Origin of the sequence: Pseudoroseomonas sp. WGS1072, assembly GCF_049340465.1 — a bacterium.
GTDB lineage: Bacteria > Pseudomonadota > Alphaproteobacteria > Acetobacterales > Acetobacteraceae > Pseudoroseomonas.
In genome coordinates this window covers 862,501-886,680 of the sequence record NZ_JBMPSU010000001.1, presented here as the reverse complement: position 1 = coordinate 886,680, position 24,180 = coordinate 862,501, and the positions used below count along the sequence as shown (strand labels likewise).

Sequence of the window (24,180 nt, the reverse complement as noted above, 5' to 3'; positions counted from 1 at the left end):
TCCAATCTGCCATATCCCTGGCAACACAGTGGCTGCCTTCACTGTTAAGCCGGTAAATTTGTAAAGGCTGTAAAGATGGCCCGTCCCCTGATCGGGCGCACGCTCCGCCGGCTGCGGCAGGAGCAGAACCTGACCCAGCAGGCGCTGGCGGCACGGCTCGGCATCTCCGCCAGCTACCTGAACCTGATCGAGCACGATCAGCGCGGCGTCACCGCCGCCCTGCTGATCAAGCTGGGGCACACGCTGCAGATCGACCTGGCCGCCCTGTCCGGTGCCGAGGAGCGGCAGCTGGAGGGCGGGCTGCGCGAGGTGCTGGCCGACCCGCTGCTCGGGCTGGAGGAACTGCCGGAGGAGGAGATGCGCATTCTCTCGGGCAGCGCGCCCAATGCCGCCCGCGCCATGCTCGCCCTCTACCGCGCGCTGCGTGTGGCGCGGGAGGACAGCAGCGGCATCGCCCTGCCGAGCGGCCGCCGCATCCTGCTGCCGACCGAGGAGGCGCGCGATTTCTTCAGCGACCATGCCAATTGCTTTCCCGCCCTGGAGGAGATGGCGGAGGCGATCGGCGGCGAGCTCGCCGCCTCGCCCTCCGAGCTGAACCACGCCATCGCCGAGCGGCTGCGGCAGCGGCATGGCGTGCGGGTGCGCGTCGGCCCGCTGGAGGGCAGCCTGCGCCGCTACGATCCCGCCGCGCGGCTGCTCGACCTCTCGGAATCCCTCCCCCGCGAGAGCCGCGGCTTCCAGATGGCCTTCCAGCTCATGCTGCTGGAGGCGCGCGAGGCGGTGGAGGGCATCCTGGGCCCCGCCGCGCCGAGCACGCCGGAGGCGACGGCGCTGATCCGCATCGGCCTGCTGAACTACGCCGCCGGCGCCCTCATCATGCCCTACGCGCCCTTCCTGGAGGCGGCACGGGCGCTGCGCCACGACCTCGACCTGCTCGCCGCCCGCTTCGGCGTCAGCTACGAGCAGGTGGCGCACCGTCTCTCCACCCTGCAGCGCGAGGGCGCGCGGGGCCTGCCCTTCTTCTTCCTGCGCGTCGATCCCGCCGGGAATGTGGACAAGCGCTTCTCGGCGGCGGGCTATCCCTTCGCGCGGTTCGGAGGCTCCTGCCCGCGCTGGGTGGTGCACACCGCCTTCGCCACGCCGGGGAGCCTGCGCGTGCAGATCGCCGAGCTGCCGGACGGCGCCGCCTTCCTCTGCTTCGCCCGGACCGTCACCGGCCCGGCCCTGCGCTGGGGCGAGCCCGCGCCGGTGCAGGTGGTGGCGATGGGCTGCGACCTCGGCCGCGCCGCCGAGGTGGCCTATGCCGACGGGCTGGACCTGGAGAGGGCGCGCACCGGCATCGGCCTGTCCTGCCGCCTCTGCGACCGCGCCGACTGCCGCAGCCGGGCCTTCCCGCCGCTGGAGCACCGGCTGACGCTGGACCCGAACGAGGAGAGCGCGACGCCCTGGCGCTTCGAGAAGTAGCCCGCCGCCGCCACGGCCGGGGCGCAATCCGGCCATGATCCTGTGGTCTGGGCAGGGGGTGATCGAGACCCATCGCCCCGCCGAGCGCCCCGTCGCCGAACGCCCCGTCGCCGAACGCCCCGCCGCCGAACGCTCCGGCCCGCGCCGGATCGCCTTCCTCATCCTGTGCCTGGCGCCCGGCGCCGGCCTCCTTTTCCTCATGCTGCGCGGCCTCGGCGCCGGCGGCTGGAGCGGCTGGGAGCTGCTGATCCTGCTGCTCTGGCTGGGCACGCTGCCCTGGACCTGCCTCTGCGCCGGCAATGCCGTGCTCGGCCTGCTGCTGCGCCTGCGCCATGCCGATCCGGCGGCGATCCTGGTGCCGCAATACCGGCGCGACCCGCCGCCGCCGCGCAGCCGGACCGCCATCGCCCTTTGCCTGCGGGACGAGGACACCGCGCAGGTGCTGGCCGGGCTGGTGCCCTTGCTGGAGGGGCTGGAGGCAGCCGGGGCGGGCGGGCATTTCACCCTCTGGCTGCTCTCCGACACGCAGGATGCGGACCGGGTGGTGGCGGAGGAGGCGGCGGTCGCCGCCTTCGCCCGGCTGCGCGAGGGGCGCGCGCCGGCGCTGCGCTACCGCCGGCGCACCGAGAACCGCGGCTTCAAGGCCGGCAATGTCATGGACTTCCTCGACCATCACGGCCAGGGCTTCGACTTCTTCCTGTGCCTGGACGCGGATTCGGAGATGTCGGCGGAGGCCGTGCTGCGCCTCGTGGCCGCCATGGAGGCCGATCCGAAGCTTGCCATCCTGCAGCAGCTCATCGTCGGTCGGCCGGCCGACAGCGCCTTCGCGCGCCTGTTCCAGTTCGGCATGCGCGCCGGCATGCGAAGCTGGGCCACCGGCCAGGCCTGGTGGCAGCTCGACGAGGGGCCCTATTGGGGCCACAACGCCATCCTGCGCGTCGTGCCGTTCCGGGACCATGCGCGGCTGCAGCCTTTGCCGGACGGCAGCCCGATCCTCAGCCACGACCAGATCGAGGCGGTGCGCCTGCAGGCCGCCGGCTGGAAGGTGCGCTGCCTGCCGGAGGAGGCGGGCAGCCAGGAGGGCAACCCGCCCAGCCTGATCGACTTCCTGCTGCGCGACCGGCGCTGGGGCGCGGGCAACATGCAGTACCGGCGGTTGCTCGGCCTGCCGGAGCTGACGCCGATGGGCCGCTGGCAGCTGCTGCAGGCCATCATGCTCTTCCTCGGCGCGCCGATCTGGCTGCTGTTGCTTTTCGCGGCGGTGATGAACGCGGCGACGGGCGGCGCCGAGGGCACTCCGCCCGCATGGCTGGCCGCCATGCTGCTCGGCAACTGGCTGGCGCTGCATGCGCCGAAGCTGACCGGCTATCTGGAGCTGATGCTGCGGCCCGCCCGCGCGGCGCCCTATGGCGGCCGCCGCGCCGTGCTGCGCGGCGCGGCGGCGGAGATCGCCTTCACCACCGTCCTCGACCCGATCAGCCTGGTGGACAAGGCGCTCAGCCTCGCGCGGATGGCGCTGGGCGCGCAGGGCGGCTGGCTGCCGCAGAACCGCCGGGCCCAGGGGCTGCCCTGGCGCGCGACGGCCCGGATGCTCTGGCCGCATACGCTCGTCGGCCTCGGCACCGCGGCGGGGCTGGTCTTGGCGGGGGGCACCGCCTGGCTGTGGGGCGTGCCGGCCTGGCTGCCGCTGCTGCTCTGCATCCCCTTCGCCGTGCTGACGGCCGATCCAGCGCTGTCGGCGCGGCTGCGGCGGCGTGGGCTCTGCGCCACGCCGGAGGAGGCGGTTCCGGAGCCGGGCGCGCCGGCCGTGCCCGCCATGCCCTGAGCGGCGGCGCCCTCCGGTCTGCGTCCCGCGGCCTGTGCGTCAGGAGGATCAACGCACCGTGAAGCGGCTGATCTCGCAGACGTTCACGTCCCGCTTCTCGATCCTGCTGCCATTGGTCATCACCGCCAGGAAGTCGAAGCAGCAGGCGCCGGAGCCGTCGTCGATATCGATCATGATGCTCTCGCCGAGGGACAGCGTGTCACGGCCCAGGATGTCCTCCTCCCAGCTCGAGCACCTGATGTTCGAGGCTGGAACTCGCGCAGCTCGACGCGGCGATCGGCCGCCTGCGCGGCGCCGGACAGGGCCGGGGCGGGCGCGTCTCAGTCGTCGCTCCGGCGGGCCAGCACCTCGCGCTTGCCGACATGGTTGGCGGGGCCGACGATGCCTTCCTTCTCCATCTGCTCGATCAGCTTGGCGGCGCGGTTGTAGCCGATCGAGAGATGCCGCTGGATGAAGGAGGTCGAGGCCTTGCCCTCGCGGGTGACCAGCGCCACCGCCTGGTCGAACAGGCCCTTCTCGCCATCCGAGGCGCCGGCGATGCCGGAGAGGCCGCCCTCGCCGTCCTCCTCCTCCGATTCGGTGACTTCCTCGATATAGGCCGGCTCGCCCTGCTCGCGCAGCCAGTCGACCACGCGCTCCACCTCCTGGTCGGAGACGAAGGGGCCATGGACGCGGCTGACGCGGCCACCGCCGGCCATGTGCAGCATGTCGCCCTGGCCGAGCAGCTGCTCGGCGCCCATCTCGCCCAGGATGGTGCGGCTGTCGATCTTGCTGGTCACCTGGAAGGAGATGCGGGTCGGGAAGTTGGCCTTGATGGTGCCGGTGATGACATCGACCGAGGGGCGCTGCGTCGCCATGATGACATGGATGCCGGCGGCGCGCGCCATCTGCGCCAGGCGCTGCACCGCCGCCTCGATCTCCTTGCCGGCGACCAGCATCAGGTCGGCCATCTCGTCGATGACGACGACGATCATCGGCAGGGCCGCGAGCGCCAGCGGCTGGTCCTCGAAGACCGGGCGGCCGGTCTCGGGGTCGAAGCCCACCTGCACGCGGCGCGTCAGCACCTCGCCGCGCGCCAGCGCCGCCTGGACCTTCTCGTTGTAGCCGCCGATGTTGCGCACGCCGAGTTGCGACATGGCGCGGTAGCGGCGTTCCATCTCGCGCACCGTCCACTTCAGCGCACCGATCGCCTTGGGCGGCTCGGTGACGACGGGGGCGAGAAGATGCGGGATGCGGTCATAGACCGACAGTTCCAGCATCTTCGGGTCGATCATGATGAAGCGGCACTCATCCGGCGTGAAGCGGTAGAGCAGCGACAGGATCATGGTGTTGATGCCGACCGACTTGCCCGAGCCGGTGGTGCCTGCGATCAGCAGGTGCGGCATGCGGGCGAGGTCGGCGATGACCGGCGCGCCGCCGATATCCTTGCCGAGCGCCAGCGGCAGCTTGCCGCCGTTGCGGCCCCAGTCCTCGGCGATGATCATCTCGCTGAAGAACACCGTCTCGCGCTTGGCGTTGGGCAGTTCGATGCCGATGACGTTGCGCCCCGGCACGGTGGCGATGCGCACCGCCATGACGCTCATGCTGCGCGCGATGTCATCCGCCAGGCCGATGACGCGAGCCGATTTGGTGCCCGGCGCCGGCTCCAGCTCATAGAGGGTGACGACCGGGCCGGGGCGGATCTCGACGATACGGCCGCGCACGCCGTAATCCTCCAGCACGCTCTCCAGCAGGCGGGCGTTGTTCTGCAGCGCCTCCTCGGTCGGGCCGGCGGCGCGGCGGGCGGGCGGCGGGGCCAGCAGTTCGAGCGGCGGCAGCTGGAAGGCCGGCGCCTCGCGCGGCGGAGGCGGCGGCGCGCGGCGCGGCTCGGCGCTTTCCGGCGGGCGGGCGGGCGGCGGGGGCTTGCGCACCGGCGGGGGCGGGGCCTGGATCCGGTCGTCATCCTCGTCATCGGCCTCCGCGACGGGGGCGGGGGCGCGATGGACCGGAGCGGGGCGCGGCGGCATCGCCGGCTCGGCCCGCGGGCGGCCGGGGACGCCCCGGGGAGCGCCGGCGGGGGGCGCGAAGGGCTGCGCCGTGCCTTCCGCCGCGGCGATATCGGCGGCCCTGAGCATGGCGGCGAGTTGCGGTGAGGGCGCCTCGCTGCGCTGGGTCAGGCGGCTGACCGCGCTGCCCATGGCGCCGCTGACGGCGCGAAAGGGTGCGGCCAGGCGGCTGCCCAGGCTCGGTTCGCCGGCGGCCGGCGCCTCTTCCTGCCAGGCCCGGGCATAGGGCGGCGGCTCCTCCGGTACGACGATGCTGCGCTTCAGCGCCCGCGCGGTGACGCTGGCGCCGCCGCGCGCCGCGGAGCCCGCCATCCGTCCCGCCTGGCGCCAGGCGAGCAGGGGCACGCCCAGCGCCGCGAAGGACAGCGAGCCGGCCAGGGCGACGATGCCGACCTGCCCGATCACGTGGCCGAAGGGGCCCAGCAGGTCGCCGGCCCATTGCGTGATGCTGCCGGCGAGCAGCGCGCCCACGGCGCCGCCCGGCCCTGGCATGGCCGGGCTGCCGGCGGGCAGTGGCGCCAGGCTGAAGGCGGCGGCCAGCAGGGGCAGCGCCGCCAGCACCGCGGCGACCCGCCCGGCGAAGGGCGACAGGCCGCGATGCGTCGCCAGCCGCCAGGCCCAGCCCAGGCTGACCGCGACCGGCAGCATCCCGGCCCAGCCGAAGCCCTGCAGCAGCAGGTCGGCGGTGACGGCGCCGCCGGTGCCGGCGAGGTTGGTGGGTTCCAGGGTGGTCGCGGTGGAGAGCGAGGGATCGCGCGGATTGTAGCTGACCAGGGCCAGCAGCAGGCCGACGCCGCCCAGGGCCAGCACCAGCCCGGCGAGTTCCGCGCCGCGCCGGCGCAGCGCCGCCATGACCGCGGGCGAGGCGAAGCGGCCCGACTCCTGGCCCAGCCGGCCGGCGGCGGGGCTGGGGGAGGGGTCGCTGTGGCGGTCGGCAAAAGCGCGCGGCATGGGCCTCGGTCGTCTGCTGCTGAGTGAGGAATGCAACCTAGCATGGCAAGAGTTTGGTTTGAAAGGAAAGCGCGGCCGCCGGGAGTGACGGATGCCGCGACTCGCGGGCTGCCCCGCGCGGCGTGGCGCCGCTATCCTGCGCCGGTTCTCCGGGAAGGTCCGAAGCCTGTGCGAATCCTGCTTCTGAACGGCAATACCGACGCCGCCATGACCGGCCGCATGCTGCGCCTCGCCGAGGCGGCGCTGCCGGGCCTCGGCCTCGCTCACCTCCGGCTGATTCCGGCGACGGCCCGGTTCGGCGCCCGCTACATCGCCAGCCGCACCGCCGCCGCCATTGCCGGCCATGCGGTGCTGGAGCGGGTCGCCGAACACGCGGGCTTGGTGGAGGCCATTGCCATCGCCTGCTTCGGCGATCCCGGGCTGGACGCGGCGCGCGAGCTGGCCGGCATCCCGGTGACCGGCATGGCCGATGCGAGCCTGCGAGTGGCGCTGGAGATGGCGCCCCGCGTGGCCCTGCTGACCGGCGGCGCGGCCTGGGTGCCGATGCTGGAGGAATTCGCCGCCAGCCGGGGATGCGCGCCCGGCTCGGTCCTGGTGCGCGCGGTGGCGCCGACCGGGGACATGATCGCCCGCGAGCCCGAGCGGGCGCTGGATCTGCTGGCGGCAGAGGCGGCGGAAGCGGTCGCGGCGGGGGCCGGCGTCGTGGTGCTGGGCGGCGCGGGGCTGGCCGGGCTCGCGCCGCGCCTGGCGCCGCGCCTGCCGGTTCCGGTGCTGGACAGTCTGGACTGCCTGCTGCGCGTCGCGGCGCGTCCGCTGCCGGTGCCCGCGGGTCCGGGCGCCACGCCGACCACCGGCCTCGCCCCGGCCCTGGCGGCGCGGCTGGAGCCTTGACGCGGCGCAACATGCCGGCGCACGAAAGCGCCATGTCCAGGACCGATCTTTCCGACCCGCCCCCGCCCTATCACGAGTTGCTCGGCATCCGCCTGATCGAATGGCGGGACGGCTTCGCCCGTGTCGTCTGCGACGCCGGGCCGCAGCACATGAACCGCAGCGGCATCGTCCATGGCGGGGTGATGCTGTCGCTGATCGACCAGGCGGCCGCCTTCGCCGGCCTGTGGTGCAGCGTTCCGGGCAACCTCCGCAAGGCGGTGACCATCGATCTCGACTGCCGCTTCACCGGGCAGGTCAGCGGGGGCGAGATCGTGGCGGAGGGCAAGGTGGTCTCGCGCGGCCGCAACATCTTCTTCGCCCGCACGGAGGTCTTCGACGCCGCGGGCCGGATGGTGGCCTTCGGCGCCTCCACCCACCGCTGGCGCAAGGGCAGCGAGAGCGTCGAGGGCAGCCCGGCCGAAGGCGCCTGACCGTCCCGCCGCCCGCGCCCGCCGAAGCTGGGCCCGATGAAGGAAAAGGGGCGCCAGGGGGCGAAGGCCTTCCGGGCCTTCCGGCCTCCTGGTGGGCCCCTCGCGGACGCTCCGCCCGGCCTAGGACGCCGCCTCGATCCGCCGCCAGCCCTGCCGCAGCGCGCGGTCCTGGCGGCCGAAGGTGAAGACATTCCCGCCACCCTCGCCCGGTTGGTCCGCCGCCCGGCTGATCGGCTGTCCCGCCAGGTGGCAGAGCAGCAGCGCTCCCACCGCGCCATGCGCGACGATGGCGATATCGCCCGGCGTTTCGGCCAGGCCCAGCACCCGCCCGACCGCCGCCACCATGCGGGCCTGGGCATCGACGGCGCGCTCCCAACCCCGGATGCTCGCCTCGGGATGGGCAAAGAACAGGTCCGCCGTGGCCTCGAACTCCGGGCCGGGCAGGAAGCCGGTGGCGCTGCGGTCATTCTCGCCGAGTCCGGCATCGACCACGACCTCGAGCCCGAGCGGCGCGGCCAGGATCGCCGCCGTCTCGCGCGCCTTGCGCTCCGCGCTGCTGGCGACGAGCCGCAGCCTTCGGGCCCAGCTCTGGCGCGGCATGGCCAGGGCCCGCACCCGGCCGCGCTCCGACAGGCCCCAGTCCGGCACCGGGATGGCGGGGTCGATGGCGACCTCGGGATGGGTGATCAGATGGACGAGGCTCATGCGCGCCGCGGCTCCCGCACCGTCAGCAGGATGATGGCGCCGAGCGCCAGGAAGACCAGCACCGTGGCCATGCCGGCGCGCTGGCTCTGCGTCGCCGTGGTCACCGCCGCCAGGGCGGCCGGGCCGAGGAAGCCGGTGATGCGGCCCGAGAGCGCGAAGAGGCCGAAATGCGCCGCCACCTCGCCGGGCGGGGCGAGCTGCGCCATGTAGCTGCGCGAGGCCGACTGCGCCGGGCCGAGGAACAGGCCGAGCAGCAGCGCCAGCCCCCAGAAGAGCGTCTTGTCCGTGGTCAGCACCAGGCCGAGGCCGAGGATCAGCAGGGCGGCCAGCGCGGCCAGGATGGTCCGCCGCGAGCCCAGCCGGTCCTCGATCAGGCCGAAGCCGGCGGCGCCGAGGCCGGCGGTGATGTTGAGCGCGATGCCGAAGAGCAGGATCTCCTCGAAGCCCATGCCGAAGACACCGGCGGCGTAGACGGCGCCGAAGGCGAAGAGGGTGTTGAGCCCGTCGGTGTAGAACAGCCGCGCCAGCAGGAAGCGGCCGACGGCCGGGTTGCGCGGCAGGCCGCGCAGCACGCCGGCGATCTCGTCCAGCCCGCGCCGCGCCGCCTCCGCCCAGCCCGGGCGCGGCGGTGGCGGATCGGGGAGCAGGGCCAGCACCGGCCAGCCGAAGAGCAGCATCCAGGCCGCGACCAGCAGGGCGGTGGCGCGCAGATGCTCGGCCGCGTCGCGGTCCAGGCCGAAGAGCGCGGGATCGGGCCGGACCAGCAGCAGCAGGCAGAGCACCAGGCAGGCCAGCCCCCCGGCATAGCCCAGCCCCCAGGCCAGGCCGGAGATGCGCCCGAGCCGCGCCGGGGGTGCCACGCCGGGCAGCATGGCGTTGTAGAAGACCGTGCCCAGCTCGAACCCCACCGTGGCGAGGCCGACGCAGACCAGCGCCTGGACGGCGAAGGCGGGATCGGGCTCGGCGAACCAGAGAAGGCCGGTGCAGAGGGCCGTGAGCAGCGTGCAGAGCAGCAGCATGGCGCGCCGCCGCCCGCCGGCATCGGCCACCGCGCCCAGCACGGGGGAGAGGAGGGCGATGGCGAGGCCCGCCGCCGTCTGCATCCAGCCCCACATCGCCTGCCCCTCGGCGGGCGTGGCGGCGATGCCCTGGGTGAAGTAGGCGGCGATGACGAAGGTGGAGACAACGGTGGGAAAGGCGCTGTTGGCCCAGTCGTAGAGCGCCCAGGCCCAGATCTTCAGGGTCGGATATGCCGGCATGGGCGTGACCATGCCCGGTGGGGGCGGCCATGGCCAGGGGCGCCCGGCCATGGCCCAGGGAAAGCGCACGGCCCCTGGCCGGGTTCAGGCCACCTTGGCCAGCTCCCGCACCGCCACGGTGACGCCGGCGAGGTCGGGCCGCGCCGCCGCTTCCTGGGCGATGCGGATGGCCGCCTCCGCCCGGGGCAGGGCGCCGCGCAGCGCGGCCCCGGCCAGCCGGGCCTGCAGCCCCGCGAGGTCGTCCAGCAGCGCCGCCTTGGCGCGGGTGCCGAAGGGGCCGGTGGCGGCGGCGCGGTTCGCCGCCTGCCGCAGCGCCGTCAGATGGAAGCCGTCCCCCGCCTCCCTCCAGGCCGCCGCCGCCTGGGCCGGCGGCACCCCGGCCTCGGTGGCGAGCCGGATGATGGCCGGCGCCGCCGCCAGGGCGGGCGCCGCGGCGGCCAGCCGCGCCACATGCTCCGGCAGGCCCGGGGCGGCCGGCTCGGCGGTGGCGGTCTCGGTGGAGACCAGGCTGGCGACGCCGGGCCGCAGCCGGTCCAGCGCGTCGCGCAGGGGCAGCTCCGTCTCCGGCATGGCCAGCAGGTCGCGCGCCGTCGCCGCCTGCAGCTGCCGCAGCGCCAGCAGGGCGCCGTAGCGCTCCGCCGCCGGCGCCGGGGCGGCATCGGCGGCCCGCGCCGCCTCCTCCAGCCCGAACAGCCGGTCGGCCAGGATGGCGGCGCGGGCGACGCTGCCGGGCTCGCTGCCCGCGGCGAGGCGGGCCAGCTCGGCCGGGCCCAGGCGGTTGGCCACGGCATTGGCCAGGATGGTCGCCAGCAATTCGCGCCGCAGCCGGTGGCGGGCGATGAAGGGGGCGAAGTCGCGCCGCAGCTCGGTGGGGAAATACTCCTCCAGCAGCGGCAGCAGGGCCGGATCGTCCGGCAGGTCGCCGGCCTCGATCGCCTCGGCCAGCCACAGCTTGGCGAAGGGGAGCAGCGCGGACAGTTCCGGCCGGGTGAGCGGCTGGCCGGCGGCGATGCGATCGGCCAGGGCCGCGGCGTCCGGCAGGCCGGCCACGGCGCGGTCCAGCAGGCCGATGCCCTCCAGCCGCGCCATCAGCGCCGCATGCGCCGGCAGCGCCTCCGCCCCCGCCGCCGCCTCCAGCGAGATGGCGAGCGACTGCTCGGTGTTGTCGCGCAGCACCAGGGCGCCGACCTCGTCGGTCATGCGGCGCAGCAACTCGTCGCGCTGGCGCAGCGTCAGCGCCCCGGCGGCGATGGCGTCCGACAGCAGGATCTTGATGTTCACCTCGTGATCCGAGGTCGAGACGCCGGCGGAATTGTCGAGCGCGTCGGTGTTGAGGCGCACGCCATGGCCCTCCGCCCCGTGCCGCGCCGCCTCGATGCGCCCGGCCTGGGTGACGCCGAGATTGGCGCCCTCGCCGATGACCCGGGCGCGCACCTCGCGCCCGTCGACGCGGATGGCGTCGTTGGCGCGGTCGCCGGCCTCGGCCTGGCTCTCGGAGGCGGCCTTGATGTAGGTGCCGATGCCGCCGAAGTAGAGCAGGTCCACCTTCGCCCGCAGGATCGCCTTCATCACCGTCGCCGGATCGGGCTTCTCCTGCGCGATGCCGAGCAGGGCGCGCGCCTGCGCGGAGAGGGAGATGGAGCGGGCGTTGCGCGGATAGACGCCGCCCCCTTCGCTGACCAGCCGGACATCGTAATCCGCCCAGGAGGAGCGCGGCAGGGCGAAGAGCCGGGCGCGCTCGGCATAGGAGCGTTCCGGGTCCGGGTCGGGGTCGATGAAGATGTGGCGGTGGTCGAAGGCCGCCAGCAGCCGGGTCTTGCGGGACACCAGCAGCCCGTTGCCGAAGACGTCGCCCGACATGTCGCCGACGCCCACCATGCTGAAGGGCTCGGCCTGGATGTCGTGGCCCATCTCGGCGAAGTGCCGCCCGATCATCACCCAGGCGCCCTTGGCGGTGATGCCCATGGCCTTGTGGTCGTAGCCCTGGCTGCCGCCGGAGGCGAAGGCGTCGTCCAGCCAGAAGCCGTATTCCTGCGCCAGCCCGTTGGCGATGTCGCTGAAGGTCGCCGTGCCCTTGTCGGCGGCGGCGACAATATAGGGGTCGTCGCCATCGCGGCGGACCACCAGGGGCGGCGGCACCACGGCCTCGCCCTTCAGGTTGTCGGTCACGTCCAGCATGGCGCGGATCAGCGTCCGGTAGGCGGCGATGCCGGTGGCCATGAAGGCCTCGCGGTCGCTGGCCGGCGGCACGGTGCCCTTCAGCACGAAGCCGCCCTTGGCGCCGGTCGGCACGATGACGACGTTCTTGAGCCGCTGCGCCTTCATCAGCCCCAGGATCTCGGTGCGGAAATCCTCGCGGCGGTCGGACCAGCGGATGCCGCCGCGCGCCACCGGACCGGCGCGCAGATGGCAGCCCTCCATGTGCGGGGCGTGCACGAAGATCTCGCGCCAGGGGCGCGGCGCCGGCATCTCGCCGCCCTTCGCGCTGTCGATCTTCAGCGCCAGATAGGGCTTGTCCTGATAGAAGTTGGTCCGCAGCACGGCCTCGAGGGCGGTGCGCAGGCGCGAGAGGATGCGGTCGGCATCCGGGTCCTCGATCGTCTCCATCAGCGCCGCCCAGGCGGCCTCGGCGCGGTCCTCGGCCGCCGCGCGGTCGCCCTCCGGGGCAGGGTCGAAGCGGGCGTGGAACAGGTCGATCAGCAGCCGCGCGGCCTGCGGCGTGGCGGCCAGCGCCGCCTCGACCGAGCCTTGCGCGAAGGTGAAGCCGAGCTGCTTCAGCCAGCGGAACAGGGCGCGCAGCAGCCAGGCCTCGCGCCAGGCCAGGCCGGCCCGCGGCACCAGCCGGTTGAAGCCGTCCACTTCCGCCCGGCCGGACTGCAGCGCCTCCAGCGCCTCCAGCAGGAGCGGGAAGCGCTCCTCGTCGAGCTCGCCGCCGGTCTCCAGGTTGAAGACATGCAGCACGGCGCGGGTCGTCTCGCCCTCGCGCAGGTGGAAGGGCCATTCCTCGATGGCGCGCAGGTCCAGGCTCTCGAAGACCGGCAGCACATCGGCCAGCGGAACCGGCCCGCCGGGATGGGCCAGGCGGAGCACCAGGCTGCGCCGGCCGGTGCCGGGGCGCCGCTCGATCCGCGCCGCCGGGCGGCCGGTCGCCGTGGCCGCCTCCACCAGCCGCAGGTCGGCCAGCGCGGTTTCGGCGCTGTGGAGGTCGGCATAGGCATCGGGGAAGGCCTCGCCCCAGCGGGCCACGGCCTCGGCGGCGGCGGCCTCGCCGCGCTCGGCGGTCAGCGCCTCGCCCAGCCGGTCGGCGAAGGAGCGGGCGGCCTGGGCGACGGCCGCCTCCAGCGCCGTGTCCTCCACCTCGGCCACGGCGCCCGGCACCGTGCCGATGATGTAGTGCACCCGTGCCAGCGGCGTGTCGCCGAGCGCGATGTGGAAGGCGGAGAGGCGGCCGCCGAAGGCGCGGGCGATGATGCCGCCGACCTTCTCGCGCAGGCGGGTGTCGAAGGTGTCGCGCGGCAGCCAGGCGATGGCCGAGATGAAGCGCTCGAAGGGGTCGCGGCGGATCGACAGCGCCGGGCGCGGGCGGATGAACAGGTCGAGCGCCCGGTGGGCGCCGGCCAGGACCGAGGCGTCGTCGGCCTGGAACAGCTCGTCGCGCGGCCAGGTGTCGAGGATGTTGCGCAGCGCGCGGCCGTCATGACTGTCGGGCTGCACCCCCGCCATGGCCAGGATGCGCTCCACCTTGGAGGCGAGCCAGGGAATGCTGCGCGGGTTGCGATTATACGCCGAGGCGGCGAAGAGGCCGAGGAAGAGCCGCACCCCGGCGACCTCGCCGCCGGGGCCGAAGACCTTGGTGGCGATCACGTCGGCATGCTGCGGGCGATGCACGCGGGCGCGCATATTGGCCTTGGCGATGGCCAGCGGCGCGCCTTCCCGCAGCGAGGCGCGCACGGCGGGCGGCACGGCGGCGAGGTCGCGCAGCGCATCGAAGACCGGCAGGCTCTCGTCGCGCAGCAGGCCCAGGTGATCCTCCGCCATGTCCGGCGCGCCGTCACGGCCGAAGCGGATCAGCCGGTGGCCGAGAAAGACGAAGTTGTCCTCCGCGAGCCAGGCGAGGAAGGCGCGGCCGGCCTCGATATCAGCGCCCGCATCGCCGCCGGCGCCGATCTCCCCGCCGGCCTGGCGGAGCCGCTCCAGCACGGCGGGGAAGTCCCGCACCGCCAGCCGGACCTCGGTCAGGGCGCGGTTCAGCGCCGCCTCGGTGGCCGCCCAGCCCTCCCGCGGCGGCTCGCCGCCGCCGATCTGGCGCGCCTGGCCGGGGGCGATCTCGATATGCATCAGGCTTTCGGCGGTGCCCTCGGGGGCGAATTCGAGCAGCCGCCCGGCCGCGTCGCGCCGGACGCGCAGCACCGGATGCAGGAGCCGGTGCGGCGTGCGGCCGGAGAGCGCCAGGGCCGCCAGGACGCTGTCGACCAGGAAGGGCATGTCCTCGGTGGCGATCTCGGCCACCGCCACGGCGCCCCGCCCGGGCCCCGGCGGCAGGAGCCGCACCTTGGCGCTGCCGGGCTGCCGCTCGGCGGCATGGGCGAAAAGGCTGGCGGCGGCCCGGGCCAGCCGTTCCGGCGGCTCGGCCGCCAGCTCCGCGGTGGGCAGGGCCTCGCTCAGCCGGTGCAGCAGTTCGGTGGCCGCCGGGGGGAGGTCGGGCGCGTGTCGGTGCAGGGCCTCGACAGCCGCGCGCAGCAGCTCGACGCGTACCCCGCCACCGTGGATATCGCCTTCCGGCATGCCCTTCGCCTCCTTCGCTCGGTTTCAGCCCTTCTGGCAGGATCGGCCGCCGGGCTATCCGGTTCAAGGCATGGCGTGCCGCTTTTCTTGGCAGGCTGCATGATTCTTTGGCGTCGATGGGCGGTCGGAGAGGAGATGTCAGGGGGAGCCGGACCCCTCCTCGACCCCCCTGGCCGCCGCCGCCCTTCCAGGGTTAACCTGCGGCCATGACCCTGACGCTCGCCGATCTCCTCGCCCCGATCACGCCGGAGCAGTTCTTCGCCGAGTATTATGACAAGCAGCCGCTGCACGTTCAGGGGGGTGCCGCCAAGTTCGCCGCGGTGTTGTCCTGGCGGCAGATCAACCGCCTGCTGGACCAGACGCACATCTGGTCCAGCCAGTCGCTCAAGCTGGTGCTGGACGGCACGCCGGTGCCGCCCGAGCAGTACTGCGTCCGCGCCACCGGGCGGGACAACACCCCGGTGCAGCAGCCGGATGCGCGGATGGTGGCGCAATGGGTCGGGCGCGGCGCCTCGATCGTGATGAACGACGTGGACAGCCTGACGCCGGGCCTCGCCGCCGTCTCGGACGCACTGGAGGAGGCCGGGCTCGGCAAGGCCCAGGCCAATGTCTACATCTCCTGGCAGAGCCATAAGGCCTTCCCCTCCCATTTCGACACGCATGACGTCTGGGCCGTCCAGGTCGAGGGCGAGAAGAGTTGGAACATCTGGGAGGGGCGGGCCGAATGGCCGATCGCCCATCCCGCCTTCCGCAGCCTGGGCCAGGCGCATCACGACCAGGCCAAGGGGAAGCTGCGCGGCAAGGTGACGGTGAAGGCCGGCGACCTGCTCTACCTGCCGCGCGGCTGGTACCATGACGCCCTGGCCGAGGCGCCGAGCTCGGTCCACATCGCCTATGGCGTCAGCGCGCCGCTGGGGATGGACCTGATGAACATGCTGCTGGAGCGGGTGCTGTACGAGCCCGCCTTCCGCCAGCCCCTGCCGCGGCAGGACGGCAGCGCGGCGGCGAGGTTCGCCCTCACCAGCCGCGCCGCGCAGCTGGGCCAGCGCCTGTCGGAGCTGACGCGCGACCCGAAGGTGATGGAGGTGCTGGCGAAGTTCGTCGCCGACTACCGCCATCGCCGGGGCGGCAACGACCTGCTGGCGGCGCGCGGCATCGCCCCGGCGGCGGCCGGTGCCGGCCTCGCCGGAGGGGGTGCCGAGGCCGAGGGCGCGGCCTTCCGCGTGCTGGTGCCGGGGGCCAAGGCGGTGCGGCGCGGCGCCGAATGGGTGCTGAAGGCGCCGGGCGGGGCGGTGACGCTCGCCCCCGCCGAGGCCGAGGCGGCGAACTGGCTGCTGAGCCGCCCGGACAGTACCGAGACCGAGTTGCGTTCGGCCCATCCCGCCGTGGAGGCCGCCGCGCTGCTGCGGCGCCTGGCCCAGTCCGGAGTCCTGGCCCCGACATGATGCCTCTTCTGTTGCCGGCCCTGCTGCTGGCCCTGGCCGCCAGTTCCGCCGCGCTGGCGCAGCCGCGCGAGTTCAACTGCGTCGGCGCCGAGAAGCTGGAGGACGATGTCTTCGAGGTGCCCTTCGCGCCCCGCAGCGCCCGGCCGGGCGAGGCCGCCCGCACCCCGGTGGCGGCCGCCGCCGCCCTGGCCCGGGAGAATCCGGCCCGCAACCTCTGCGTCCTCGGACATGCGGTGCGGGAAGGGGGGCAGGCCACCAGCACCCAACTCGCGGCACAGCGGGCGCGAGAGATCTCGGAGATGCTTTCCGTCGAGCATGGCATCGAACGGGACCGCATCCGCGCCGAGGCGCGCAACCCGGGCTTCGCCACCCGCACGCCCAACCGCGAGGCGCGCAGCGTCACCATCGTCGTGCTTCCCTGAACCGCCCCCCCGGGGCGCGGCGGCAACCCGGCGGGGGATCGTCGCGCTAGCCTTCCGGCGGCGACCCCGCGCGCGGAGGCGGCGGGAGGGCGCGCGCCGTGCAGAAGAAGGACGCCCCATGCCCCGCGACATCGCCCAACGCCTTACCGCCGCCTGCCGCGTCGAGCACGGCAAGGACTTCCGGCTGGCCGACCACCCGACCCGACACAAGACCGACGACCTGAATCGCGGCGATGCCAAGAAGCTGCTGCAGGAAGGCGTGGCCCGCCTCTCGGAGCTGCAGGATCGGCTCTACGCCCAGGACCGCCACGCGGTCTTCGTCATGTTCCAGGCGATGGACGCCGCGGGCAAGGACGGGGCCATCAAGCACGTGTTCACCGGCCTCAATCCGCAGGGCTGTCAGGTCCATGCCTTCAAGGCGCCGGGGCCGGTCGAACTCGACATGGACTTCATGCGCCGTCATGTGCTGCGCCTGCCGAGTCGCGGGATGATCGGCATCCACAACCGCTCCTGGTATGAGGAGGTGCTGGTGGTGCGGTTGCATCCCTCCATCCTGGAGCGGCAGAAGCTGCCGCCCGAGGTGGTCTCGCCGGAGATCTGGGACCAGCGGCTGGAGGATATCGCCGCCTATGAGCGCTATCTCGCGCGGCAGGGCATGGTGGTTCTGAAGTTCTTCCTGCACCTGAGCCCGGAGGAGCAGCGCAGTCGCTTCCTCGACCGCATCCGCGAGCCCGAGAAGAACTGGAAGCTGGAGCCTTCAGACATCGCCGAGCGGCGGCACTGGACGGCCTATCAGGAGGCTTATGAAGCGGCGATCCGCGCCACCGCCGCGCCGCACGCGCCCTGGTATGTGGTGCCGGCGGACCAGAAGTGGATGACCCGGCTGATCGTCGTCGAGGCCATGATCGAGGCGCTCGAGGGCATCGATCCGCATTACCCGAAGATGACCGAGGCGGGCCTGAAGGCCATGGCGGAGGCCAGGCAGGCGCTGGAGGCGGAGACCGGCCCGGTCCCGGAACGCGGGTCCCCTGAGACGCGGGTCCCCTGAAACGCGACGGGCGCGGAACCGGCCTTGCGGTTCCGCGCCCTGACCGGGTGCAATCCGGTCCGGCGGTTGGTTCAGTCCCAGCGGCGGGACGTCAACAGGCCCAGCACGTAGCCGATGGCGCCGACGATCAGCAGCGAGGTCACCGGCTGCTGCTCCACCACGCGGACCACCCGCTCCCCGGCATGCTGGGCATAGTCCTTGGCCTCGCCATAGGCTTCCTGGGCGCGGCCGGCGACCTGCTTGGCCAGCCCCTCGGCTTGGTGCTGCTCGTCGCCGGTCAGCTTGCCGAAGCCTTCCTGCACACGGCCGGTGACGTCGCGGGTGGTGCCTTCGATACGGTCGCTGTTCATGATGATGTTGTTCCTCTCAGGTTCGATCAACGATAGGCGCTGCGGGCCAAAGGGCGGTCGGCATAGGTGGCGCGGGTTCCGGCGCGTGCGCCCAGGATGGCGACGATGGCGCCCAGCAGCAGGGTGCCGAAGGCGAAGTAGGCGGCGAGGGAGGCCGCGCGGGCCGCGGCATCGGCCGCCTCGCGGGCCTGCCGCTCCGCCTGCTCCAGAGTCTGCTGCGCCTGCTGCTCGGCCTGCTGGATGCGAGCCCGCGCCTCGTCGGGGCTGACGCCCGCCTCGGCGGCCACCAGGTTCACCAGGCGGTCGCGGTCCTGCTGGGGCAGCTGGCCATCCGTCAGGCGCTGGCCCACCAGTCGGCCGATCTCGGCCTTGCGCTGGTCACTGTTCATCTGTGCCGGGTCGCCGCCGGTGGCGGTGAGGGCGTTGCGCGCGCGGTCGATCACCTGCTGCGCGGCGGATTGCAGCGTGTCATTGCCGGTGCGCTCGGAAACCTCGCTGCCGGCGGCGGAGGCCAGGTTGCCCGCCCCGCGCGCCGCGCCGCCGACGATGCTGCTGACGCCGCTGCCCACGGTGGAGATGGCGCTGCCCGCGACGCTGCCCAGCACGAGGGCGGTGAGCAGGGTGGTGGTTCCCCAGGTGGCCAGGCCGTGCAGCGTGCCGTCCGTGCCGTCGGCGGTGCCGGAAAGGCGCGCCGCCGCATAGGCGCCGAGGCCGAGGCCGATCAGGTTGGAGAGCAGCAGCCAGATGCCACCGCCGATGCCGAAGCTGCTGGCTTCGGGCGTCGTCTGCTGGGTGGTGTCCACCAGGTTGGCGCCAATGGCGGCGCCCAGGATATTGAGGGTCGCGCCCACCGAGATGGCGATCACGGTGCCGGCGAAAACGGCTCCCCAGGAGATGCGGGTGTGCAGGCTGGGTGCGCCCTGGACGCTGGCCCCATAGGAATCTGCGGTCGTGCTGCTTGGCATCGGTTCCATCTCCGGCCGGTCAGGGCCAGTCTGAAGGCTTTCCTGGTCGCGCGCCGGGGTGCCGGCGCGGCGGAGCGGCGGCACGGAGCGAGCGTCCGGGGGCGCGCGATGGCGACGTCCCCGGCCGGTCGTCTTCTGGCCGCCTCAGCAGGCTGCAGCGATCAGCGGCTGACGGTATCCCGCGCCGCGTCCTTGACCTTGCCGGCGGCGCTCTGCGCCTTGCCCTCGGCCTTGTCGGCCTTGCCTTCGATCTCGGTCGAGGTGCTGCCGGTCACCTTGCCGGCGGCTTCCTTGATGGCGCCCTTGGCCTGCTTGGCGGCGCCCTCGATGCGATCCTTGTCGACCATGGCTTTCCTGCTTTCATTGTCGGCGCGGCAGAATTGCCGCCCGGCCACTCATCATGGTGGCTCTGACAGGGAAACGGCCGGGGCCTTGCATTGGTTGCGACAGCGCTTCCCGCAACACGGGAGGCCCGGGGGAGCGGCAGGCAGGAAGCGCCGGTGCCGCGACGAGGGTCGGTCAGCCGCCGCTGGGCAGCCGGCCCCGCAGGATGGCGCGGGCGCGCTCCAGGTCCTCGGGCGTATCGACGCCAAGCGGCACCTCGGCCACCTCCATCGCGTCGATCCGCATCCCCGCCTCCAGGGCGCGGAGCTGCTCCAGCTTCTCGCGCTGCTCCAGGGTGGACGGCGGCAGCCGGACGAAGCGCGCCAGCGCCTCGCGCCGCCAGGCATAGAGGCCGATATGGTGGTAGAGCGGCCCCTCGCCCCAGGGTGCCTGGGCGCGGGTGAAATAGAGCGCGCGGAAGCGTCCCGCCCCGAGCGGCGTGCCCACCATCTTGACCACGCTGGACGCCTCGCGCTCCTCCTGGCGCAGGATCGGCGCGACAGCGGTGCCGATAGCCACCTCCGGGTCCGAGAGCGGCTGCGCGGCGGCGCGGATGGTGGCGGGGGCCACGGTCGGCAGGTCACCCTGCACGTTGATCACGGCATCGAAGCGATGCTCGGCGTCGATCCGGTTCAGCGCCTCGAAGACCCGGTCGGAGCCGGAGGGATGGTCCGGCGCGGTGAGCACCGCCTGCCCACCGGCGGCCCGCACGGCCTCGGCGATGGCCGGCGTGTCGGTGGCGATCCAGACCGGGGCGACGTCGGCCTCGACGGCGCGGCGCCAGACGGCGACGATCATCGGCTCGCCATGCAGATCGGCCAGCGGCTTGTTGGGCAGGCGCGTCGCCGCCAGCCGCGAGGGGATCAGGACGACGGGGTTCACGCCGACGCCTCCGCCTGCTGCGCCTTGCTCAGCCGGTCGAGCGCGATCAGCTGGGCCAGCAGCGGTTCGAACGCGGCGAGCGGCACCATGTTGGGGCCGTCCGAGGGCGCCCGGTCCGGGTCCTGGTGGGTCTCGATGAACAGCCCGGCGACGCCCACCGCCACGGCGGCGCGCGCGAGGACGGGGACGAACTCCCGCTGCCCGCCGGAGGAACCGCCCTGGCCGCCCGGCTGCTGCACCGAATGGGTGGCGTCGAAGATCACCGGCGCGCCGGTGCGGGCCATGACCGGCAGGCCACGGAAGTCGGAGACCAGCGTGTTGTAGCCGAAGCTGGTGCCGCGGTCGGTCAGCAGGACATTCGGATTGCCCGCGCCGGTCAGCTTCTCGACCACATGGGCCATGTCCCAGGGCGCCAGGAACTGCCCCTTCTTGACATTGACGGCCCGGCCGGTGGCGGCGGCGGCCAGCAGCAGGTCGGTCTGGCGGCAGAGGAAGGCCGGGATCTGCAGGATGTCCACCACCTCGGCCACCGGCGCGCAGTGCTCGCGCTCGTGCACGTCGGTCAGCACGGGCAGGCCGAGGCTCTCGCGGATCTCGGCGAACACCGGCAGGGCGGCCGCCATCCCCATGCCGCGCGCGGCGCTGGCGCTGGTGCGGTTCGCCTTGTCGAAGGAGGTCTTGTAGACGAGGCCGATGCCGAGCCGGGCCGCGATCTCCCTCAGCGCCTGCGCCGTCTCGAGCGCGTGCTGGCGGCTCTCCATCTGGCAGGGGCCGGCGATGACGGCCACGGGCAGGTGGTTGCCGAAGCGGACGGCGCCGATCTCGACGATGGGATTGGGGGGGAGCATGACGCGGCCTCCGGAAACACGGCGAGGCCGGGCGCGCGCCCACCCTCGCCCGATAGATCAGCGCTTACTTAACCGCCGGGGCCGGCGCGGGCCAGCCGCCGCCGCCCGGGGCCGTTCGTTCAGTGCCGCTCGTAGAGCAGCCGGGCGCGCAGCGTGCCGGGGATCTCGCGCAGCGCCGCCAGCACCGCCTCGGGCTCCAGCACCTGCTCCGCATCGACCACGACATAGCCGATCTCGGGATCGGTCTGCAGATACTGGGCGCTGATGTTCAGGCTGAAGCGGCTGAACACCTCGTTCATCGCCGCCAGCACGCCGGGGGCGTTGCGGTGGACATGCATGAAGCGGGTGCCGGAGGGCCGCGCCGGCAGCGTCACCTCGGGGAAGTTGACCGCGCCCAGCGTGGCGCCGGTGTCCGAATAGTCGGAGAGCTTGCGCGCCGTCTCCTCGCCGATGCGATCCTGCGCCTCCTCGGTGCTGCCGCCGATATGCGGCGTCAGGATGACGTTGGGCAGGCCCTGCAGCGGGGAGGAGAAGCGCTCGCCATTGCGCTTCGGCTCCTCGGGGAAGACATCGGCGGCGGCGCCGAGCAGATGGCCGGTGCGCAGCGCATCGGCCACCGCCTGCAGATCCACCACCTTGCCGCGGGCATTGTTGATCAGGATGGCGCCGGGCCGCATGGCGGCGACCTCGGCGGCGCCGATCATCCCCTCGGTGGCGGGGGTCTCGGGGACATGGAGGCTGACCACATCGGCGGCGCCGAGCAGGTCGGTCAGGCTGGCGGCGGCGACGGCATTGCCGTGCGGCAGCTTGGGCACGGTGTCGAAATAGACCACGCGCATGCCCAGCGCCTCGGCCATGACCGAGAGCTGGCTGCCGATATTGCCGTAGCCGACGATGCCGAGCGTCTTGCCGCGCACCTCGCGGCTGTTCGCCGCCGACTTGTCCCAGCCGCCCTCATGCGCGCTGCGGGAGCGGTCGGGGATGCGTCGCAGCAGCATGATGATCTCGCCCATCACCAGCTCCGCCACGCTGCGGGTGTTGGAGAAGGGGGCGTTGAAGACCGGGATGCCGAGGTTCTTGGCGGCGCCGAGATCGACCTGGTTGGTGCCGATGCAGAAGCAGCCGACGGCGATCAGCCGGTCCGCCGCCTCCAGCACCTCGCGCGTGAGCTGGGTGCGGGAGCGGATGCCGAGGAGATGGACGCCCTGCAGCGCCTGCTTTAGCGCCTCGCCTTCCAGGGCCTTCGACTCGCGCTGGACATTGGTGTAGCCGGCGGCGGCCAGCAGCGAGAGGGCGGTATCCGCCACCCCTTCCAGCAACAGGATCCGGATGCGGTCCTTCGGCAGCGAGATCCGCTGGTTCGAGAGTTGCGGCGGCAGGGAGTTCGGCATGGCGCGCTGGATCTTCGACATGGGCGGGTTCAATGCCCCGGCGACGGGCTTTCGAGAAGTGCGAAACGCTCGGACGAGGCCCGCGTCGGCGGTTAGGCCCGTGAGGAGGCGCTTCGCCCTGTCCAGAAACATGGGGGGCGGGGAGCCATGCGGAAGACGGGCGGCTCGGGGCCGGATGCGCCTTGTGGCGCCGGCCGCCCCGGCCCATGTCCCGGTCTCATGCTCCGCCATCCGAAGAAGCGGGGAACGAATGGAGATTCCGACATGGCTGTCGAAATGATGGAACTGCCGCCGGCCGGGCGCCGGCGGGTGATGATGGATGCGCTGGGCGAGATCGCCCGGGGCGAGCTGATCGAGCGCCTGCGGCTGGACGCGGCGGCGCGCATCCTGGACACCGCCCGCCGGGCGCGGGCCCTGGGCGGGCAGAACATGCCGCTGCCGGAGGCCCTGGCCGGCTGGGATGCGGAGGCCGTGACCGCGCGCGAGCACGCCGAGTCCCTCTCGCCCGTCAGGCTGGACGGCCTGCTGCGGGAGGCCCCGCGCTGGGCCGCAGCCCTGCTGCGCGGGACGGCGGCCCGGCCCCTGGCCGCCTGAGCGGCTCCCGCGGCCGGGATCAGGGCCGCCGCCGGCCGAGATCCCAGGGGGCGCGATGGGCCTCCTCCAGGGCCTCGGCCCGGCTGAGCCCGATGTCCTTGAGCATCCGCGCGTCCATCTCGGCCAGTTGCTGGCGGGTTTCGATGGCGTGCAGGGCGCGGCGGAGGAAGGCTCCCCATCCGCCGGCGGTCGGCCTGGGGGAAACCCGCGGGGTCAGGGCGCGCGGGGTGGCGCAGTTCGAGGAGGGGGGAGGGCTGAGATAGGCGGACATGGCCTGTGGCCTTTCCTCTCAGGGTGGCGGATGCCATCAGGATGGATGCGCCATCGACATAAGAAAAACGAATTGTTTTGACGATGGGCATCAGCATCGTTGATGCTGATCCCATGCTTGCCCTCCCGCCAGGCCTGGACCCCGACCTGCTGCGCTCCTTCGTGCTGATCGCCGAGGGCGCGAGCGTGACGCGCGCCGCGCAGCGCGTGGGGCGAACCCAGTCCGCCGTCTCGATGCAGATGCGCCGGCTCGAGGAGATGCTCGGCCAGCCGCTGCTGGTGCGGGGCGCGCGCGGCTTCTCCCTGACGCCGCACGGCGCCTGGCTGCTGGACCGCGCCCGCCCCTGGCTCAGCATGCATGACGAGATGCTGGCCAATTTCCGCACGCCCGAGATCGCCGGGCTGATCCGCCTGGGCACGCCGGACGACTATGTCCTGCTGTGGCTGCCCGAGATTCTGGCCCGCTTCGCCGAGGCGCATCCGGCGGTGGAGCTGGAGGTGATCTGCGCGCCCTCCAACGAGCTTCTGGAGCGGATGGAGCGTGGCGAGCTCGACCTCAGCCTCTACTCGGCCGGCAATGAGCGCGAGCCGCGCGCCGGCCTCACGCTCTGGCGCGGTCCGCTGCAATGGGTGGGTTCGGTGGCGCATGCGGTGCACCGCCAGCGGCCGCTGAAGCTGTCGCTGGCGCAGCCCAGCTGCGTCTGGCGCACCGCGGCGACGACGGCGCTCGACGCCGCCGGGGTGCCCTGGCGCCTCACCTACAGTTCCAGCGCGCAGATGGGCACCCATGCCGTGGTCCTGGCGGGGCTCGCCATCACGGTCGGGCTGGCGGCCCCCCTGCCGCCGGGGCTGAGGATGCTCGATGCCGCGGACGGGCTGCCGGCGCTGCCGGAGTTCGAGATCGCCCTGGCCCGGGCCTCGGAGAGTTCCTCGGCGCGGGCCCTGGAGCGCCACATCGTGGAGGGCTTCCGCCACGAGCCCGGTGGGCTGCCAAACGGCGCTTGATGACAGCGGCGGGGCAGTGCTCTCCTTCACTTGAAGGGGAGAGGGAGCCTGCATCGGGTGTCCGGCCGCGACGAGGGTCCAGCGGACCTGATCGCGGGCCGCGGCCGGTACGGAGCCGTTCTCTCCTTTCGTCCAAGAAAGAAGACCGCCGACGGGCCTGCCCCGGCGGCGAATGAGAGAG

At 73.3% G+C, this 24,180-nt stretch carries 21 protein-coding genes; 9 read left to right on the top strand and 12 right to left on the bottom strand.

The genetic code is table 11. The annotated features are described in order from the left end of the window. Nucleotides 1-75: 75 nt before the first annotated feature. Both ACF3NH_RS04260 and mdoH read left to right on the top strand, forming a co-directional pair. Nucleotides 76-1,464, top strand: coding sequence for a helix-turn-helix domain-containing protein (locus ACF3NH_RS04260; RefSeq protein ID WP_198368032.1), 1,389 nt, complete (start codon nucleotides 76-78; stop codon nucleotides 1,462-1,464). A gap of 34 nt (nucleotides 1,465-1,498) precedes the next feature. After that, entirely contained in the window at nucleotides 1,499-3,289 is a 1,791-nt protein-coding gene (gene mdoH / locus ACF3NH_RS04255; RefSeq protein ID WP_422921964.1) for a glucans biosynthesis glucosyltransferase MdoH, read from the top strand. 48 nt (nucleotides 3,290-3,337) lie between these two features. Here the strand turns inward: mdoH and ACF3NH_RS04250 are convergent, their stop codons facing one another. Together ACF3NH_RS04250 and ACF3NH_RS04245 are read right to left on the bottom strand one after the other, a co-directional pair. Further along, the gene (locus tag ACF3NH_RS04250; RefSeq protein ID WP_422921963.1) at nucleotides 3,338-3,463 is read right to left on the bottom strand and encodes a hypothetical protein; all 126 of its coding nucleotides are present in this window, start codon (nucleotides 3,461-3,463) and stop codon (nucleotides 3,338-3,340) included. A gap of 146 nt (nucleotides 3,464-3,609) precedes the next feature. Then, entirely contained in the window at nucleotides 3,610-6,285 is a 2,676-nt protein-coding gene (locus tag ACF3NH_RS04245) for a DNA translocase FtsK 4TM domain-containing protein (protein WP_422921962.1), read from the bottom strand. 168 nt (nucleotides 6,286-6,453) lie between these two features. Here ACF3NH_RS04245 and ACF3NH_RS04240 point away from each other — a divergent pair, with 168 nt between their 5' ends. Both ACF3NH_RS04240 and ACF3NH_RS04235 read left to right on the top strand, forming a co-directional pair. Further along, nucleotides 6,454-7,176, top strand: a complete 723-nt coding sequence (locus ACF3NH_RS04240; protein ID WP_422921961.1) for an aspartate/glutamate racemase family protein — start codon at nucleotides 6,454-6,456, stop codon at nucleotides 7,174-7,176. Between the two features lie 32 nt (nucleotides 7,177-7,208). Beyond that, nucleotides 7,209-7,646 carry a PaaI family thioesterase gene (locus ACF3NH_RS04235; protein ID WP_198368028.1) on the top strand — a complete coding sequence of 146 codons (438 nt, stop codon included), beginning with the start codon at nucleotides 7,209-7,211 and terminating at the stop codon, nucleotides 7,644-7,646. 120 nt (nucleotides 7,647-7,766) lie between these two features. Here the strand turns inward: ACF3NH_RS04235 and ACF3NH_RS04230 are convergent, their stop codons facing one another. From ACF3NH_RS04230 to ACF3NH_RS04220, 3 genes are all read right to left on the bottom strand, one after another. Then, nucleotides 7,767-8,351 carry a histidine phosphatase family protein gene (locus ACF3NH_RS04230; RefSeq protein ID WP_422921960.1) on the bottom strand — a complete coding sequence of 195 codons (585 nt, stop codon included), beginning with the start codon at nucleotides 8,349-8,351 and terminating at the stop codon, nucleotides 7,767-7,769. Continuing rightward, nucleotides 8,348-9,610, bottom strand: a complete 1,263-nt coding sequence (locus tag ACF3NH_RS04225; RefSeq protein ID WP_422921959.1) for an MFS transporter — start codon at nucleotides 9,608-9,610, stop codon at nucleotides 8,348-8,350. Before ACF3NH_RS04225 ends, ACF3NH_RS04230 begins: the two co-directional genes overlap by 4 nt. A gap of 84 nt (nucleotides 9,611-9,694) precedes the next feature. Continuing rightward, nucleotides 9,695-14,395: an NAD-glutamate dehydrogenase gene (locus ACF3NH_RS04220; protein ID WP_422921958.1), complete on the bottom strand. Its 4,701-nt coding sequence runs from the start codon at nucleotides 14,393-14,395 to the stop codon at nucleotides 9,695-9,697. A 206-nt stretch (nucleotides 14,396-14,601) separates the two neighbouring features. On the opposite strand from ACF3NH_RS04220, the gene ACF3NH_RS04215 reads away from it, so the two are divergent. From ACF3NH_RS04215 to ACF3NH_RS04205, 3 genes are all read left to right on the top strand, one after another. Continuing rightward, on the top strand, nucleotides 14,602-15,840 hold the full coding sequence (locus ACF3NH_RS04215) for a cupin domain-containing protein (RefSeq protein WP_422921957.1): 1,239 nt from the start codon (nucleotides 14,602-14,604) through the stop codon (nucleotides 15,838-15,840). Continuing rightward, nucleotides 15,837-16,262 carry an OmpA family protein gene (locus ACF3NH_RS04210; protein WP_198368023.1) on the top strand — a complete coding sequence of 142 codons (426 nt, stop codon included), beginning with the start codon at nucleotides 15,837-15,839 and terminating at the stop codon, nucleotides 16,260-16,262. Before ACF3NH_RS04215 ends, ACF3NH_RS04210 begins: the two co-directional genes overlap by 4 nt. Before the next feature lie 118 nt (nucleotides 16,263-16,380). After that, nucleotides 16,381-17,310, top strand: a complete 930-nt coding sequence (locus tag ACF3NH_RS04205; protein WP_422921956.1) for a PPK2 family polyphosphate kinase — start codon at nucleotides 16,381-16,383, stop codon at nucleotides 17,308-17,310. 71 nt (nucleotides 17,311-17,381) lie between these two features. Here the strand turns inward: ACF3NH_RS04205 and ACF3NH_RS04200 are convergent, their stop codons facing one another. The 6 genes from ACF3NH_RS04200 to serA all read right to left on the bottom strand — a co-directional run bounded on the left by ACF3NH_RS04200 (nucleotide 17,382) and on the right by serA (nucleotide 22,151). Next, the gene (locus ACF3NH_RS04200) at nucleotides 17,382-17,660 is read right to left on the bottom strand and encodes a CsbD family protein (RefSeq protein ID WP_198368021.1); all 279 of its coding nucleotides are present in this window, start codon (nucleotides 17,658-17,660) and stop codon (nucleotides 17,382-17,384) included. Between the two features lie 26 nt (nucleotides 17,661-17,686). Beyond that, nucleotides 17,687-18,625: a hypothetical protein gene (locus ACF3NH_RS04195; RefSeq protein ID WP_232477430.1), complete on the bottom strand. Its 939-nt coding sequence runs from the start codon at nucleotides 18,623-18,625 to the stop codon at nucleotides 17,687-17,689. A gap of 161 nt (nucleotides 18,626-18,786) precedes the next feature. Further along, complete coding sequence (locus tag ACF3NH_RS04190; protein WP_198368020.1) at nucleotides 18,787-18,972, bottom strand: CsbD family protein; 186 nt, start codon at nucleotides 18,970-18,972, stop codon at nucleotides 18,787-18,789. 172 nt (nucleotides 18,973-19,144) lie between these two features. Continuing rightward, entirely contained in the window at nucleotides 19,145-19,891 is a 747-nt protein-coding gene (locus ACF3NH_RS04185) for a 3-deoxy-manno-octulosonate cytidylyltransferase (protein WP_198368019.1), read from the bottom strand. Continuing rightward, complete coding sequence (kdsA, locus tag ACF3NH_RS04180) at nucleotides 19,888-20,739, bottom strand: 3-deoxy-8-phosphooctulonate synthase (RefSeq protein ID WP_422921955.1); 852 nt, start codon at nucleotides 20,737-20,739, stop codon at nucleotides 19,888-19,890. The genes ACF3NH_RS04185 and kdsA overlap by 4 nt, the downstream gene beginning before the upstream one ends. A gap of 119 nt (nucleotides 20,740-20,858) precedes the next feature. Further along, nucleotides 20,859-22,151 (bottom strand): phosphoglycerate dehydrogenase, encoded by a 1,293-nt coding sequence (gene serA, locus ACF3NH_RS04175; RefSeq protein ID WP_422921954.1) that lies wholly within the window; start codon nucleotides 22,149-22,151, stop codon nucleotides 20,859-20,861. A 243-nt stretch (nucleotides 22,152-22,394) separates the two neighbouring features. Here serA and ACF3NH_RS04170 point away from each other — a divergent pair, with 243 nt between their 5' ends. Continuing rightward, complete coding sequence (locus tag ACF3NH_RS04170; protein WP_422921953.1) at nucleotides 22,395-22,724, top strand: hypothetical protein; 330 nt, start codon at nucleotides 22,395-22,397, stop codon at nucleotides 22,722-22,724. A gap of 19 nt (nucleotides 22,725-22,743) precedes the next feature. On the opposite strand, the gene ACF3NH_RS04165 is transcribed toward ACF3NH_RS04170, so the two are convergent. Further along, nucleotides 22,744-22,995 (bottom strand): DUF1127 domain-containing protein, encoded by a 252-nt coding sequence (locus tag ACF3NH_RS04165; protein WP_422921952.1) that lies wholly within the window; start codon nucleotides 22,993-22,995, stop codon nucleotides 22,744-22,746. Nucleotides 22,996-23,108: 113 nt separating this feature from the next. On the opposite strand from ACF3NH_RS04165, the gene ACF3NH_RS04160 reads away from it, so the two are divergent. Beyond that, nucleotides 23,109-23,999: a LysR substrate-binding domain-containing protein gene (locus ACF3NH_RS04160; protein WP_198368015.1), complete on the top strand. Its 891-nt coding sequence runs from the start codon at nucleotides 23,109-23,111 to the stop codon at nucleotides 23,997-23,999. The last annotated feature ends 181 nt before the right edge of the window (nucleotides 24,000-24,180 follow it).